The organism is Massilia sp. 2TAF26 (genome assembly GCF_052115005.1).
Classification (GTDB): Bacteria; Pseudomonadota; Gammaproteobacteria; order Burkholderiales; family Burkholderiaceae_D; genus Telluria.
Window position 1 is genome coordinate 38892 of record NZ_JBFRFV010000012.1, and the last position, 13654, is coordinate 52545.

Genomic DNA, 13654 nt, shown 5'->3' on the forward strand with positions numbered 1-13654 from the left:
AACAATAGCACCACTCGCCCGATCTGGAACAGGAAAAAGCGCGAGCGCGGACTAGGCGCGGCGCTTGCGCAGCAGGGCCAGCGATCCCAGGCCCAGCAGCACGATGGCTGCGCTCGACGGCTCGGGCAGGTCGATCGGCAGGCCTGCCTGATCCGACGGGGATGGCGAGATTCCGCTATTCAGCAGGGTGAGGGAGTTATCGTCGATGAAGGAGTCCAGGTCGATGCCGAAGTGACGGGTGAAGAACATCGTGTAGTCCACCGACCAGGCCCACAGCGGCACGTCGAAGACGCCCTGGTACTGCTGCCACACGCCGTCGTGGGAATCGATGTTGGGCGTGGACACGGTCGAGATGACGCTGCCGTCCTTCCCGCGATAGGTCAGCGCGACGTGGGCGCTGTCGCTGGGGATGTCCTGGTCCAGGCCCTGTTCCCAGAACGACACTGCGACCTGGCGAGACTGCCCGAAGAACGGCAGCACCACGTTCTGCGTCAGCGTGCCCCACAGGCCACGGTTGCCACTGAACATATAGTTGCCGCTGTGCGGATCGATGCCCGGATCGAAGCTGCCGTCGTCGACGCGCGGATTGGAGACGCCCCCGACGGTCCAGCCGAGCAAGGTACCGGTTTCCGCGCCGCCATTCGTCAGCAGGGTGGCATGGCTGGACATGGAAACCATCAGGGAAGCGAGGGCGATAGCAAGCTTGAGGCGCATGGGAACTCCGATAAATAGTTGCGAAATAGCGATATGGGAAAACGCCGTCTGGCACGCATGACGCAAGCTGTCTGTCGGTATTCGATAGAAGAGGACGTTCTGGTCCTGGACCCGATAACGGTGTACGCGTGTCGACGACGGTTACCGGCAGGGATGGGGCCGATGAGATGGTGGAGCGGACATCCGGCTCGCTGGCGTGGAGAGGATGTGATACGGCTCTGCTCGGCAGTGTAGCACGGAGCAGAGCTTTGGAGACTTTACAGGCAGCTACGCATGTCCTGAATACAACAGATCAGGAAGAAGACAGCACAAAGGTATTCCCGTCAGGATCCCGGAACTTGGCAAACGAACCCCAGGGCTGCGAAGTAGGCGGCTCGATAAACTCGACACCCCGCGCGCTGAGCTGGCGATAAGTCGCCTCCACGTTATCGCAAGCAAAGGAACCATTGAAGAAAGTACCGATGCGATCTTCATGTCCATCCGGCGTGAACAGCACGACGCGGGTGCTCGAATGCGCCACGCGCAGCTCGATCCAGCGCTTGCCCGGACCCATCGGCTGGTCGGTGGAGATTTCGAAGCCGAGTTTTTCGGTGTAGAAGGCGAGGGCGCGGTCCTGGTCGGACACGGGGATGCCGACGAATTTGAGTTGGGTAATCATGGGGAGGCTTTCTGTTTTTGCTTGTAATGATCGGCATTATCGTGGCAGCATCATCGGCTGTGTGCTTTTAACTACTATAGTTTTTATGACTACCCGCCAGTCCTCGCTCGATGCCTACGTGTTCGACGTCCTCATGCCCGACCTGGTCGGCCACGACCGGCGCCCGGCCGCCTTCGTGGTCTACCTGTTCCTGCTGCACAGCGCCCAGGCGCTCGGCCGCGACCAGGTGCCGGCCAGCCTGCAGACGATTGCGGTGAAAACGGGGCTGTCGAAGTCGGCGGTACAGGTGGCCTTGCGGCACCTGAAGCGGCGCGGGTTGATCGCTGCGGAGGAGGCCGGTTCGCAGGTGAATCCGGTGCGGCAGGTGCTGCGGCCATGGCGCCGCCGGCTGGAGGCTGCGTGACGCCTGGATCGTCCCTCTTGTACTGCTGGGAATCCTTGCTATAATAGGCGGCTTCGCAGCCATGCGAAAACCCATCAGGAGAGATGGATGAGTGGTTTAAGTCGCACGCCTGGAAAGCGTGTATAGGTTCATAGCCTATCGGGGGTTCGAATCCCCCTCTCTCCGCCAAGAACACGTACTAAGCAGTTTCAGAAGGTCCACCGAGCCCGCGACTCTCATAGTGAGAACGCGGGTTTTTCGTTTGAAAGCGTTCGATAACGTTTCTAGACAGCCACAGCCTTTAGGGGCATGATTGGGGGCACCGTGCAACGCGGTCCGAAAGGATGCCCCCATGCCCAAGATTGTCACCCCTCTCACAGATACCCAGGTCAAGAACGCGAAGTCGAAGGAGAAGCCATACAAGCTGTTCGATGGAGGCGGGCTGTATCTTGAGGTAACAACCTCTGGCGGCAAGCTGTGGCGGATGAAGTATCGCAAGCTAGACGGCAAGGAAAACCGTCTTGCCTTCGGTGCCTATCCAGAGGTGACACTCAGCGATGCGCGAACCAAACGAGCAGAAGCACGTAAGCTGATAAGCGATGGTATCGACCCGAGCCAAGACAGGAAAGATAAAAACCTCTCAAACCGCCAAGCAGCAGCCAACACGTTCGAGAAATTGGCTCGCGAATGGCACACTAACAAGCTCGGAAGCTGGCGCGAATCAACTGCTCGTGACACGTTGCGCCGTCTGGAGTTAGACATTTTTCCCGAAATCGGAAGCTTCCCGATTGGCAGCATCACGCATCAGCAGATGATCGCAGCGCTACGCAAGATCGAGGCACGAGGCGCGCATGAGGTAGCGCATCGCGTTAAGGCTACGTGCGCTCGTGTGTTCACCTATGCGAATCAGCAAGGCATTGAAAACCGGAACCCTGCGGCAGATATGCGTGATGTGCTCAAGCCATCTAAAGCAGGTCATTTTGCCGCAATTACAGCAGACGAGCTACCGGCGTTTTTGGCTGCAATGGAGACGAACGATGCCCGTCTCTTCAAGCCGACAAGAATCGCGATTCGGCTTATGCTACTCATCTTTTTGCGGACTTCAGAATTGATCGAAACTCCGTGGGACGAGATCGACCTCGAAAAAGGAGAGTGGGTCGTGCCTTGGCACCGTATGAAACGGGGAAAGCTAACGATCAACCCCGATACATCAGACCATCATGTTTGCCTGTCTCGTCAAGCGCTTGAGTTGCTTCGAGAATTGCATTCATTGACTGGAGGGAGTGGATTCGTTTTCCCTAACCAACGTGACGCAAGAAAACCGATGAGCAACGGTGCAATTTTGATGGCGTTGAAAAGAATGGGTTATCAAAACAAGATGACAGGCCACGGATTTCGAGCGCTAGCGATGAGTACAATTAAAGAGCGGTTAGGCTATCGTCATGAGGTCGTGGATCGACAATTAGCCCATGCTCAAAAAGACAAGGTTGTAAGCGCTTACGATAGGGCTCAGTTTCTGATGGAGAGAAAAACGATGATGCAAGACTGGGCCGATTATATTGATGAAATAAGAAGGAGTGAGTAAATATGGAATTGAACGAATTCTTGCTTGAGAAGCTGTTCGAGGCGAGGCAATATATTGTTAATCAAGCGAAAAATGGCTCGATCAATGAAAAGGAATGGGCGGATTCTTGGCTTGAAGGGCACATTGACCCCCCTTCAATCCTCGATTTTCTTTTGCCTAATGATGATGGTGCTGGCTCCTATCAAGAGCGTATAAATAAAGTAGGTCAAGCATATCTCTCTGCTCCCGCTTGGGTTGCTTTTCTAACTTTGTATTCTGGATTTTTGCAGAGCTATAAAGAAGAGGGTTATGGTAAGGCACTTAATCAAGCCTTTTTTATTCAGTTTCAGCTTGGCAAGGCCGCTGGAAAACTTGAAGAGCAACGCAAATCAATTCAAGCTAGCGCAGACAAAAAAACACAACCAGCGAGAGATGCGGCATTTAATTATTATAAAAAATATTCTCTGGAAAATTTGAAAGCCCCCGCTGCTGCCGATATACTTTTGGAGCACGCGGGCACGGGACGTCAATATGATACGCTTTATGACTATGTGCTTTTTTATCGTAAGAGAATCAAGTTGATAAAGGCAGCCATGCCGAAATATCGAGAATCTTTGCTATCTACATTTGGTGCCGATAAGGACGAGACAGGTTCTATAGCAAAGATGGTTGAGGAAGAAGTTTTACGTTTCCAAACCGCAGAAATAAACTCCTTGCGTTTCCTTACACCGAAGCCCTCCAAGCGTGCAACACCCGCCATGCCCTCTAAGCCTTCCGAGTCCGTCAAGCCCTCGAAAAGCTAAAATGGAGTCTGCTGCACACGCCTATTTTCCGGTGCAGTGAAGTTCCATACTGTGCGCACTCCTTCATTCCGAGGGAGGCACACAGAAAGGAACTTTTAATGACTTCATCAACCATCCTCCGCTTGCCCGACGTTATCCAACGGACAGGCCTCTCCCGCTCCACCATCTATGCCCGCATCAAGTCGGGGCGCTTGATCCCGCCCATCAAACTCGGTCCAAGGGCTGTGGGCTGGCTCTCGTCAGACATCGATAAGTTCATCGACTCGCTTGTCACTACCTCGCGGGAGGTTAGCTGATGGCACACTTCACCTATCAACTAATCGTTCACCTTCTTCGGTTGAAGCCTCGCAATACGTACGAGTTCCGCACCCTGGGGGTTGCCAATCCTGCTCCGCGTATCCGTGAACTCATTGCTAAGGGCTACGTAATCCACAGGCGACGAATCGACATCGTTGAAGCAAATGGCGTTAAGCGAAAAAACGTAACTCTCTACTCTCTTTTGGCTGAGCCTTCTAGGAAGCGGAAGAGCAGCGCATCGGAGTAATCTAGAGGTCAGACGTCAGGGCTGTCAGGCGTGCTCTGTGCTGGCTTCATAAGCCCGCGTGCGCGCAGTGGCTACCCTTGACGGTCGGTTGAACAACGAAGCCCCTTTTAACGCGGCTGGCGGCCCCTAAATCGCCTTTTTCTAGATGGGTAAGGGATTGGGCACGTCGACGCGATGTAAGCGCTTTGTGCGGATTTTACGCACTCCGAAGCGGATTGATTTGTTTCTGTCTGTCGTGGACGACCGCCATGCCTATCTCATTTAAATGACATTAAGCATTTAAGCTCAAAATTGGCGAGTTAGAAACACTGTTTTGCGGGATAGGGGCGCTTTCTGCTTTTCATGATCGCTTTTCTGAGTGACGCCGCCAATGATTCGTACATCTCTGGACATTATCGGATGCACGGACCTCAGGGCGCAGAGAGCCTAAGGTGATTTGTTATTAAGTAGTATTGTATGGGTAAGGATAAGTAGTCTCTATCAGAGGGATAGATAACGAGAGGAGGGCAGGATTGAAGTATCAAACATTGATTACTGAATGCAATGAGGGCAACCATGCACCACAGCATACGCGTCAAGCGTGGACATGGATAGACGAATGCACGACTGAGTACAAGAGTCCTCGTCTATACCATCTTTGCTTCACTGGCGCAGAGTACCAAGCTCATARAAGTATGCTCAAAGATGTGGTACAACGACTGCGTCGTAAGCGCATCCGATGCAGTTGGAGAGCAGCGAGGGAGGTTGACGAGAGCAGGGGCGATCATCTTCACGTTTTCCTATGCTGTGAAGCATCACTGAATAATCCATGCCACATTCTAAATCGCAAGAATAAGGGATGGCTTGCGACGTACGGAAGAAAGCGGGGAATACATGCTTTCATTAACCCCCCGCTGGACCCCATGCATTCCGGTGAGAATTACGTGAGTCTTCCGTGTTCTAAGCAGGAGAAAATAGACGATGCGAAGCTATGGATTAGCTACATCTATAAAGAGCGCTCTAAGCCTTGCAGTGGCGAGGTCTATAGTTCTAGCAGACGTAAAAGCCTTAATCGGCGAGAATAGCCTCGTATGCCGTAAGCTACTTTCCTCCCGCTTGCTTAAGATTCGCCAACGACTTTTCAGTTTCACATGCTTCCATATGCCCGGTTCGGCACAAAGCAGCCTGACGCTCAATTTCGTCATTGATGTAGTCGATACTTGAACTTGAACTTGAACTGGCTTGACTCCTACCAATCGACTCAGAAATTCCGGCGATTATAGCCGTACCGAAAAATAGGATTATCGGAATGCCAATGATTAGCGAGACGTAGAAAAAAACCCCGTTTTTCTTGCTGGACGATCGCCCAAGACCACTTCCTCCGGATATCGGATTCCCACATTTTGGGCAAGCTGGAGCATGTGAACTGACTTCAGCGTGACATTCGTCGCAGTCGATTAACGCCATGTGACCCTCACTGAGGTTGATAAAAATTTAATTCTACTGGAAGAAACCCGTTTCTGTCATTGCTATCAAAAGGGCTTGCCCTAATGGTAGAGCTCATGCGGATTCGGAAATGCTATCAAATTCCTTGTTATCTCTAGATTCTAATGATAATATCTCTGCATCTAGAGTCCAATGATAAAAAGGAGGGGTGATGACTATTTGGGGATACGCGAGAACGTCAACGGTCGAGCAAGTTGCTGGCTTGGAGGATCAGGTAGCGAAGTTAAAAGAAGCTGGATGCACCGATCAGACGATCTACCGGGAGCAAGTAAGCTCGGTCAAAATGACTGATCGCACCGAGTTTGCGAAGGTGCTGGGTAAGCTTAAAAACGGTGATGTTCTCGTGTTCACGAGCTTGTCTAGGGTAGCGCGCTCAATGATCCATATGATGGAGATTGAGGCTCAGGTTGCGGCAGCAGGGGCGACTATTCGCATCTTGGACATGAACGTAGATACCGCAACACCCCAAGGCCGCTTGACGTTTGGATTGTTCTCTGCAATCAGTCAGTTTGAACGAGAAAACATGTTAGAGCGTCAGAAGGTAGGTATAGCAGTAGCAAAGGAAAAAGGGCTTTACAAAGGACGCGCTCCGAAGGCACGAGCGAAGACAGCTAAAGTGTTAGAGCTTGCGGCTAAAGGACTCTCGAAGCAAGAGATTGCTAATGCTGTAGATGTCGGGGTTGCATCGGTTTACCGAATCCTTGCCGACGCAAAGAAGGCCACTCAAAAAAGCATCTGAGCCCGTTGATATTTGGCTTAGCATTTGGGGGCAGTCGTTTAGCTCCCGCTGTGGGGGATTAGCAACGCGACCAATCGTCATCAAATACCCAGCAAAAAGCAAGAAATGCGATATTTATGGGCTATTTAGCTGATTTGCACGTGGGTAACTGCAATCCATCAATATTTTTTGGGGGCACTTTTGGGGGCATTGAGGCATATATCTTGGATAAATGTCTTTAAATTTCAATGACTTAAGTAGCTAATTATAGTTCCCCTCTCCGCCAAGAACATAGACACAGAGCGGCCTCCGGGCCGCTTTGTCGTTTCTACCCACAATTCGACCCCCAATCGAATTCGGTCGAGCTGGCCTACAGCTTTTCGATCTGCCGGTCGATCGCCTTGCGCGCCCGCTCATTGCGCTCACTGTAACGATCGTTCAGGTAGTCGGCGCGGCCGCGCAGTAGCAGAGTGAACTTGAACAGCTCCTCCATCACGTCGACCACGCGGTCGTAGTAGGCAGACGGGCGCATGCGGCCTGCCTCGTCGAATTCTTTGTAGGCCATCGGCACCGACGACTGGTTCGGGATCGTGAACATGCGCATCCAGCGGCCCAGCAGGCGCAGGGTGTTGACCACGTTGAAGGATTGCGAGCCGCCGCACACCTGCATCACCGCCAGCGTACGGCCCTGGCTTGGCCGGACGGCACCCTGTTCCAGCGGAATCCAGTCGATCTGGTTCTTCATCACGGCCGTGATCGCCCCGTGGCGTTCGGGGCTGCACCACACCTGGCCCTCGGACCACAGGCACAGCTCGCGCAGCTCGGCCACCTTCGGATGCGTCTCGGGCACGCTGCCGACCATCGGCAGCTCCATCGGGTCGAAGATCTTCACCTCGGCGCCGAAGTGCTCGAGGATGCGCGCCGCCTCCCAGGTCAGGAAGCGGCTGAAGGAGCGTTCGCGCAAGGAGCCGTAGAGCATCAGGATACGTGGCGGATGGTTCATGTCGCCGGCCGGTTCGAGCCTCCCGATCGTCGGCATGTCCAGCAGCTCGGGCTTGATGTTGGGGAGGTTTTGCAGTCGCTCAGCCATGCTTGACCTCCTGCGGTTGTCCGGCGTTGGCGAAGTCGCTTTGCGCCACCGTGCCGGCCACCGACGCCTCGCGGTGCGCCGCCGGATACAGCCAGCAGAACAGCGGCGTCGCGGCTGCGGCACCCAGCAGCTGCGCCACGATGAAGCCGAATGCGTCGGCGGGACGGATGCCGGCGAAGGTGTCGGTGGCGCTGCGCGCCAGGGTCACCGCCGGGTTGGCGAACGAGGTCGAGGAAGTGAACCAGTAGGCGGCCGTGATGTAGGCCGCGACGGCGAACGGCGTCACGCTGGGCCGGCTGCGCGAGCACCCGATGATGACGGCGATCAGGCCGAAGGTGGCGACGAATTCGCTCCACCATTGCGCGGCGCCGGTGCGCACGTGTTCGGACGCGACGAACAGGGGGACGTCGAACATCAGGTGCGCAGCAGCCACGCCGGCAAAGGCGCCGGCAAGCTGCGCGGCGATGTAGGGGATCACCTCGGAGGCCGGCATATTCTTCTGCCACGCTTCCGACAGCGTGACGACCGGGTTGAAGTGCGCGCCCGAGATCGTCCCGAACATCAGGACCAAGGCCAGCAGGCCGGCGCCGGTCGCTATCGCGTTGGCCAGCAGGGCGATGGCCACGTTGCCGCCGGCCAGCCGCTCGGCCATGATGCCCGAACCCACGACCACGGCCAGCAGGAGTGCCGTGCCGAGGCCCTCGGCAACGATTCGTCTGGAAAATGTCATTGTGCAAGTCCTCCGTTCACGTCAGTCCGCGACCGGCTGCAGGGTCCCGATGCGGTCCAGCTCCGCCTTCAGGCGCGCCTTGTCGTTCTTCAACTGGTCCAGTGGGAGAGCCAGGAAAGCTTCGATGCGGGCGCGCAGGATCGCGTAGGCGGTCTCGAAGGCGGCGTTGATTTCCGCCTCGGTGCCGACCACATGGCTCGGGTCTTCCACGCCCCAGTGGGTGCGCAGCACCGGGCCGAGATAGGCCGGGCAGGTTTCACCGGCGGCGCTGGCGCAGACAGTCACCACGATGTCCGGCGTCACAGGCAGGTCGTCCCAGGACTTGCTGTAATAGCCCTCGGTAGGGATCTCCTTGCTGGCCAGCAGTGCGAGCGCCTTCTCGTTCAGCTTGCCGGTAGGCTGGCTGCCGGCGCTGATGGCGTGCCAGCCAGCTGGCGCCAGATGGTTAAAGACGGCTTCGCTGATGAGCGAGCGGCAGGAGTTGCCGGTGCAGAGGAAAAGTACGTTCACAGTAGACCTTTGGTTAGCGGTAAGGAATCAGGCGCTTGCGCCGGCCGTGCTGGGTTCGCAGCTTGAACCGCTGGCCGGCGTGCAGGGATTGCCGCCACAGCAGTTCTCGGACAAGAAGCCCAGCAGCTGGTTCATCGTCTCGAAGTTCGCGGCGTAGTAGATGAAGCGTCCGTCGTGCTTCGGCGTCACCAGGTTCGCGTGGGCCAGCTCCTTCAGGTGGAACGAAAGCGAGGACGGCGCCACGTTCAGGGTTTCGGCGATCTTTGTCGCCGACAGGCCGGCAGGGCCAGCCTGCACGAGCAAGCGGTAAGTTGCCAGCCGCGATTCCTGGGCCAGGGCGGCGAGGGCGGCGAGAGCCGGTTTGGTTTCCATGAGGTCATCCATTATTTGATAATTCTAGTATAGTGGAATTAATCTCTCGGTAGCAAGCGACCGCTTGTGACAATACGACGCTTCCAAATGTATCGAAATAATTTGACAGGTTGATGAAAAGTTAATATTCTTCGTTCGTCGAATTACTAATAAGCATTATGTCGAGATGCATTGGTCGAGATGTGTCGCGCGTCTTCGGCGCCGATCTCTCCGGTGAACTTCTCAACGCGACGCGCCTTGTCGCACCCCTGGCGCAAGATATCGGTCTCGCCAATTCGAAACGGGATGCCGATGAATTTTGCTGACTGCCTGGGCCGTGGTTTGCCGGGGAATGCCCATGACGTTTGACAAGCACGTCCGGCTTGTCGTCGGAGCCGAACTGGGCGCGGTACTGCAGCGCGGATTCACGGAAGCGATCGACGCGACCGCAGTCCCGCCGCCACTGCTATACGTCCTCGCAAACGGCCAGGAAGTGCGCGACGCGGTCGAGGATGGTAGCTGGCCAGCACCCGACAGCCGCTTTTCCGGCGAGGCCGCGCTGGACGCCTATGCCTTGCCCTTGCTGCGCTGCTTCATCGACGAGCGGCGCAGCCGTGTATCGGATACGCCGGAATATCGTTTCGGGAATGCGCTCGCGCGCGACCTGCATCCTGTCGGCCATTACTTCGACCGCTATGTCGTGCGCTTGTTTGATGGCGCGGACGCGCCACTGGGCCGAAGCGGAGAGTGTCGGCCATATGCGCTCGGCCTGCGCACCGCCGAGCTTGACATCGCTCCGGCGAAGGGGGCGAAGAAGCGGAGGTTCGAAATCGGCCGTGTCATTTACGACCTCGACACCCAGCGTGCCATCATGGACGCGATTTTTACCGCGTTCGAAACCTACTACGTGCAGGCGAGCGGGCGCTTCGGACAAGGGAACGCCGAACAGGTGCTGGACTCATGCTGGGACGCGTTTCGCCAGGCCGTCGGCGCCGTGCTGCCGCGTTTCCGTTCGCCGCGCCTGGATGCCGAGCGGGAATGGATTGCGACTGCACGATGGCAGAGCCCGGCCCGGTTCCAGCTTGCCGGCGACCTGCTGGTGCCCGCGCTGTCATTGCGCGGCCGGTCCCCTGGCGCGCGTCGCTTGCCGGTCGAGCGCACGGTCGTGCACGATGCCTTGCCCCATGCGCTTGCCGCTGACAGCCTGCGCCAGTTCTACCGTTTTCACACGGTGCCGAGCCTCGTCGTGCGCCGGGTGGCCGAAGTGGAAGCCGCATCCGTTTCGGAGCACGCAGATGACGATGGACTGCGGTGAATCGGGAACGGTCTGGAAGGGATTGCCGGAATGACCGGTCGGTAGTGCCGCGCCGGATTGACGCTGCGAGATTCGCCGCCGCCCTGTCCAGAGACAGGGCTTGGCTGCCGTTAAGGTATTCTGAAGATGATCAGATGGCGGGAGAAGATGGACCGCAATAATTATTGCGCACGCTTTTTCTCTTCCTTCTTTACTTTCTTGTCCGCCTTCTTTTCTTTGGCCGTCTTTGCAGGCTCTTTTTTGGTGGATTTTTTTGCGTCCTGGCTTTTACTCATTTATATTCTCCAATTGAAATTCTGCACCGGTCACTGATTTTCACCCGGCGTCAATGAACCGAGTATCCGCGCAATGTGGGCAGCGGCTGCATGGCCACGGCGACATCGCCTTCTGGATCTTCCTCGGTTTTCCACTGAACCCAGCCGAGCACTTCTTCGATACTGGCAAGACCGCTATACAAGGCCGTACGGGCCTCGACAAGATTAGCCATTTGATGCCTCTCCTGAAGCGCCACGGCGGCAAGAGAAGGATCCAAAGCGCTGATACGCGCTTCCAGTTCTTCGAGATCGTCGGCGAGTGCCGAGTGCAGGGCATGCAAAGCCGCTACCGCATCATCTGTATCGTAGGGCTCTCTATCATTCATGGTAATTTCTGTTTTCAGCCTCATGGTTGTCGCGTCACGCGTCCACAAGATACAGCAATTGTGGAAATGCTGCCGCCGATTCGAGAATTGCACTCCGGATACCGAGTCGGATGGCGGATCGATAACAATTGCCTTTTTCATGCAAGACTGATTTGTGTGAAAGCCTTTTTTTTGTACAATAGCGCGAAATGATTAGGTGAAAAGCCGAAGCCCCTGTATATTGGACCTCGCACTACATCAAGTCGTCGTTATTGTTGGTCTTTCTCTCCCGTCTCGCCTTCTGGCGGTCCTGTTTGATTTCCTCCGCTACACCCTCTTGGTCGAATGTGCGTTTCGGGCGATTTGCCCATGCATCTTAAAGGACTAAAAATGACTACTCAAACCGGCACCGTAAAATGGTTCAACGACTCCAAAGGCTTCGGCTTCATCACGCCTGATGCAGGCGGCGGCGATCTGTTTGCCCATTTCCAGGATATCCAATCGGAAGGTTTCAAGAGCCTTGCCGAAAACCAGCGCGTCTCGTTCGTGCGCTCGACCGGCCCGAAAGGCGAAAAAGCCGGTAATATCCGCGCCATCTAAGCGGCCAGCCCTGGCGACGCGTGCGACGCGGATAGCGTTGCCGTGCCCGGCGGGCCCGGATTTCAGCTGACTCCGGCCACCCAGCGACTGGGCCTGGATCGGCAGGAAAAAACGGATTTACGTTCATCGTAAATCCGTTTTTTTATGGGCGCGCCTCGAGCGCTTCACATCGCAGTTTGCTAGCGGCGACTAAACAAGTCCGCTAAACAGGTCCATCGATAGACTTGCCTAGAAGCGACTGCTAGCATGCCACATCGACAACCATCGAGGTGCCTCGGCATGGAATTGAGCGCAAGTCCCCAGGAACAGCAGACCAGCAACGCGACCCGCGACGTGGTCGTCGGCATGCTCTTTGTCGGCCTCCTGTTCTTCATCCTCGGTTTCGTCACCTGGCTGAACGGTTCGCTGATTCCCTTCCTGAAGGTGGTCTGCAAGCTGACCAACTTCCAGGCCCTGCTGGTCACCTTCGCCTTCTACATCGCCTACACCGTGATGGCGCTGCCGTCGGCCGCGGTACTCAAGCGCACCGGCTACAAGAAGGGGATGACCCTCGGCCTGGGCATCATGGGCATCGGCGCCTTGCTCTTCATTCCCGCCGCGCAGAGCCGGCACTACGAGCTGTTCCTGGCCGGGCTGTTCACGCTGGCGACCGGCATGACCCTGATGCAGACCGCCATCAATCCCTACATCGTCTGTCTCGGGCCGCGCGAGAGCGCCGCCATGCGGATCAGCATCATGGGCCTTTTCAACAAGGGCGCCGGCATCGTCGTGCCGCTCATCTTCACCAGCCTGATGCTGAAGAATATCGATACCGCGTCCGAGGCCGTGCTGGCGCAGCGGCTGGTCTTCCCCTATGCCTGCATGGCGGCGGCGCTGTTCGTGATCATGGCCTTCATCCATTTTTCGAAGCTGCGCGAGATTCCGCCCGAGGCCGACGGTGCCGATGCCCGGGTCGACGCCACCTCGGTCCTGCAGTTCCCGCAGCTGGTGCTGGGCGCGGTGGCGCTGTTCGCTTATGTGGGCGTGGAGGTGATCGCCGGGGACACCATCGGCCTGTATGGCCACGAGCTGAAGGTCGCCAATTTCGGTGTGCTGACGTCCTACACCATGGTGTGCATGGTGATCGGTTACCTGGTCGGCGTGGTGGCGATCCCGCGCTTCATGTCGCAGCAGCGGGCGCTGGTGCTGTCGGGCCTCGTCGGCGTCCTGCTGACGGTCGGCGTGACCACCGGTTCGACCACGGACACCGCGCTGTCGCAGGCGCTGCTCGGCTGGAGCGGTGCGCCGCTGGTGCCGGACAGCGTGATGTTCCTGGCGCTGCTCGGCCTGGCCAATGCCATGGTGTGGCCTGCGATCTGGCCGCTGGCCCTGCAGGGACTCGGGCGGCATACCGCCAGCGGCTCGGCGGTGCTGGTGATGGCGATCGCCGGCGGGGCGCTGCTGCCGCTGCTCTACGGCCATCTGGCGGACATCGTCACCCCGCGCAGCGCCTACTGGCTGCTGCTGCCTTGCTATGCGCTGATCCTCTGGTATGCCGCGAGCGGCCACAAGATCCGCCGCTGGCGCTGAAC

Annotated in this window: 16 protein-coding genes and 1 tRNA gene; 10 read left to right on the plus strand and 7 right to left on the minus strand. The window is 56.8% G+C overall.

The window, feature by feature from the left end:
- Positions 1 to 51 precede the first annotated feature (51 nt).
- On the minus strand, positions 52 to 714 hold the full coding sequence (locus AB4Z32_RS14300; RefSeq protein WP_442122518.1) for a PEP-CTERM sorting domain-containing protein: 663 nt from the start codon (positions 712 to 714) through the stop codon (positions 52 to 54).
- A 292-nt stretch (positions 715 to 1006) separates the two neighbouring features.
- Positions 1007 to 1372: a VOC family protein gene (locus AB4Z32_RS14305; RefSeq protein ID WP_442122519.1), complete on the minus strand. Its 366-nt coding sequence runs from the start codon at positions 1370 to 1372 to the stop codon at positions 1007 to 1009.
- An 85-nt stretch (positions 1373 to 1457) separates the two neighbouring features.
- Between AB4Z32_RS14305 and AB4Z32_RS14310 the strand changes: the two genes are divergently transcribed.
- The 7 genes from AB4Z32_RS14310 (at position 1458) to AB4Z32_RS14340 (ending at position 6889) form a co-directional block, all read left to right on the plus strand.
- Positions 1458 to 1775: a helix-turn-helix domain-containing protein gene (locus tag AB4Z32_RS14310; RefSeq protein WP_442122520.1), complete on the plus strand. Its 318-nt coding sequence runs from the start codon at positions 1458 to 1460 to the stop codon at positions 1773 to 1775.
- A 77-nt stretch (positions 1776 to 1852) separates the two neighbouring features.
- Positions 1853 to 1943 (plus strand) — tRNA-Ser (locus tag AB4Z32_RS14315).
- Positions 1944 to 2106: 163 nt separating this feature from the next.
- Entirely contained in the window at positions 2107 to 3339 is a 1233-nt protein-coding gene (locus AB4Z32_RS14320; RefSeq protein WP_442122521.1) for a tyrosine-type recombinase/integrase, read from the plus strand.
- A 2-nt stretch (positions 3340 to 3341) separates the two neighbouring features.
- Positions 3342 to 4121, plus strand: a complete 780-nt coding sequence (locus AB4Z32_RS14325) for a hypothetical protein (protein ID WP_442122522.1) — start codon at positions 3342 to 3344, stop codon at positions 4119 to 4121.
- Positions 4122 to 4219: 98 nt separating this feature from the next.
- Positions 4220 to 4417: a helix-turn-helix transcriptional regulator gene (locus tag AB4Z32_RS14330; protein ID WP_442122523.1), complete on the plus strand. Its 198-nt coding sequence runs from the start codon at positions 4220 to 4222 to the stop codon at positions 4415 to 4417.
- Entirely contained in the window at positions 4417 to 4665 is a 249-nt protein-coding gene (locus AB4Z32_RS14335; protein WP_442122524.1) for a helix-turn-helix domain-containing protein, read from the plus strand. Before AB4Z32_RS14330 ends, AB4Z32_RS14335 begins: the two co-directional genes overlap by 1 nt.
- Before the next feature lie 1636 nt (positions 4666 to 6301).
- Positions 6302 to 6889: a recombinase family protein gene (locus tag AB4Z32_RS14340; protein ID WP_442122525.1), complete on the plus strand. Its 588-nt coding sequence runs from the start codon at positions 6302 to 6304 to the stop codon at positions 6887 to 6889.
- Positions 6890 to 7238: 349 nt separating this feature from the next.
- On the opposite strand, the gene arsH is transcribed toward AB4Z32_RS14340, so the two are convergent.
- Genes arsH through AB4Z32_RS14360 form a run of 4 tightly spaced genes read right to left on the minus strand, consistent with a single transcriptional unit; the run spans position 7239 to position 9570 of the window.
- A complete protein-coding gene (arsH, locus tag AB4Z32_RS14345) occupies positions 7239 to 7958 on the minus strand; it encodes an arsenical resistance protein ArsH (RefSeq protein ID WP_442122526.1) in 720 nt (239 codons plus the stop codon).
- Positions 7951 to 8688 (minus strand): aquaporin, encoded by a 738-nt coding sequence (locus AB4Z32_RS14350; protein ID WP_442122527.1) that lies wholly within the window; start codon positions 8686 to 8688, stop codon positions 7951 to 7953. The genes arsH and AB4Z32_RS14350 overlap by 8 nt, the downstream gene beginning before the upstream one ends.
- A gap of 21 nt (positions 8689 to 8709) precedes the next feature.
- Positions 8710 to 9198 (minus strand): arsenate reductase ArsC, encoded by a 489-nt coding sequence (locus AB4Z32_RS14355; protein ID WP_442122528.1) that lies wholly within the window; start codon positions 9196 to 9198, stop codon positions 8710 to 8712.
- A 27-nt stretch (positions 9199 to 9225) separates the two neighbouring features.
- Positions 9226 to 9570 (minus strand): ArsR/SmtB family transcription factor, encoded by a 345-nt coding sequence (locus tag AB4Z32_RS14360; RefSeq protein ID WP_442122529.1) that lies wholly within the window; start codon positions 9568 to 9570, stop codon positions 9226 to 9228.
- Between the two features lie 337 nt (positions 9571 to 9907).
- Here AB4Z32_RS14360 and AB4Z32_RS14365 point away from each other — a divergent pair, with 337 nt between their 5' ends.
- Positions 9908 to 10864, plus strand: a complete 957-nt coding sequence (locus AB4Z32_RS14365) for a hypothetical protein (RefSeq protein WP_442122530.1) — start codon at positions 9908 to 9910, stop codon at positions 10862 to 10864.
- 325 nt (positions 10865 to 11189) lie between these two features.
- Here the strand turns inward: AB4Z32_RS14365 and AB4Z32_RS14370 are convergent, their stop codons facing one another.
- Positions 11190 to 11645, minus strand: coding sequence for a hypothetical protein (locus tag AB4Z32_RS14370; RefSeq protein WP_442122531.1), 456 nt, complete (start codon positions 11643 to 11645; stop codon positions 11190 to 11192).
- Positions 11646 to 11873: 228 nt separating this feature from the next.
- Here AB4Z32_RS14370 and AB4Z32_RS14375 point away from each other — a divergent pair, with 228 nt between their 5' ends.
- Together AB4Z32_RS14375 and AB4Z32_RS14380 are read left to right on the plus strand one after the other, a co-directional pair.
- Positions 11874 to 12083, plus strand: a complete 210-nt coding sequence (locus tag AB4Z32_RS14375) for a cold-shock protein (protein WP_056136492.1) — start codon at positions 11874 to 11876, stop codon at positions 12081 to 12083.
- 279 nt (positions 12084 to 12362) lie between these two features.
- Positions 12363 to 13652 (plus strand): sugar MFS transporter, encoded by a 1290-nt coding sequence (locus AB4Z32_RS14380; RefSeq protein WP_442122532.1) that lies wholly within the window; start codon positions 12363 to 12365, stop codon positions 13650 to 13652.
- The last annotated feature ends 2 nt before the right edge of the window (positions 13653 to 13654 follow it).

What these genes read in the sequence shown, in the direction of transcription:
- AB4Z32_RS14360 (WP_442122529.1), bottom strand. Translation starts at nt 9,570, where the DNA reads ATGGAAACCAAACCGGCTCTCGCCGCCCTCGCCGCCCTGGCCCAGGAA.
- AB4Z32_RS14305 (WP_442122519.1), bottom strand. Translation starts at nt 1,372, where the DNA reads ATGATTACCCAACTCAAATTCGTCGGCATCCCCGTGTCCGACCAGGAC.
- arsH (WP_442122526.1), bottom strand. Translation starts at nt 7,958, where the DNA reads ATGGCTGAGCGACTGCAAAACCTCCCCAACATCAAGCCCGAGCTGCTG.
- AB4Z32_RS14370 (WP_442122531.1), bottom strand. Translation starts at nt 11,645, where the DNA reads ATGAAAAAGGCAATTGTTATCGATCCGCCATCCGACTCGGTATCCGGA.
- AB4Z32_RS14320 (WP_442122521.1), top strand. Translation starts at nt 2,107, where the DNA reads ATGCCCAAGATTGTCACCCCTCTCACAGATACCCAGGTCAAGAACGCG.
- AB4Z32_RS14335 (WP_442122524.1), top strand. Translation starts at nt 4,417, where the DNA reads ATGGCACACTTCACCTATCAACTAATCGTTCACCTTCTTCGGTTGAAG.
- AB4Z32_RS14340 (WP_442122525.1), top strand. Translation starts at nt 6,302, where the DNA reads ATGACTATTTGGGGATACGCGAGAACGTCAACGGTCGAGCAAGTTGCT.
- AB4Z32_RS14375 (WP_056136492.1), top strand. Translation starts at nt 11,874, where the DNA reads ATGACTACTCAAACCGGCACCGTAAAATGGTTCAACGACTCCAAAGGC.
- AB4Z32_RS14300 (WP_442122518.1), bottom strand. Translation starts at nt 714, where the DNA reads ATGCGCCTCAAGCTTGCTATCGCCCTCGCTTCCCTGATGGTTTCCATG.
- AB4Z32_RS14310 (WP_442122520.1), top strand. Translation starts at nt 1,458, where the DNA reads ATGACTACCCGCCAGTCCTCGCTCGATGCCTACGTGTTCGACGTCCTC.
- AB4Z32_RS14350 (WP_442122527.1), bottom strand. Translation starts at nt 8,688, where the DNA reads ATGACATTTTCCAGACGAATCGTTGCCGAGGGCCTCGGCACGGCACTC.
- AB4Z32_RS14365 (WP_442122530.1), top strand. Translation starts at nt 9,908, where the DNA reads ATGACGTTTGACAAGCACGTCCGGCTTGTCGTCGGAGCCGAACTGGGC.
- AB4Z32_RS14330 (WP_442122523.1), top strand. Translation starts at nt 4,220, where the DNA reads ATGACTTCATCAACCATCCTCCGCTTGCCCGACGTTATCCAACGGACA.
- AB4Z32_RS14380 (WP_442122532.1), top strand. Translation starts at nt 12,363, where the DNA reads ATGGAATTGAGCGCAAGTCCCCAGGAACAGCAGACCAGCAACGCGACC.
- AB4Z32_RS14325 (WP_442122522.1), top strand. Translation starts at nt 3,342, where the DNA reads ATGGAATTGAACGAATTCTTGCTTGAGAAGCTGTTCGAGGCGAGGCAA.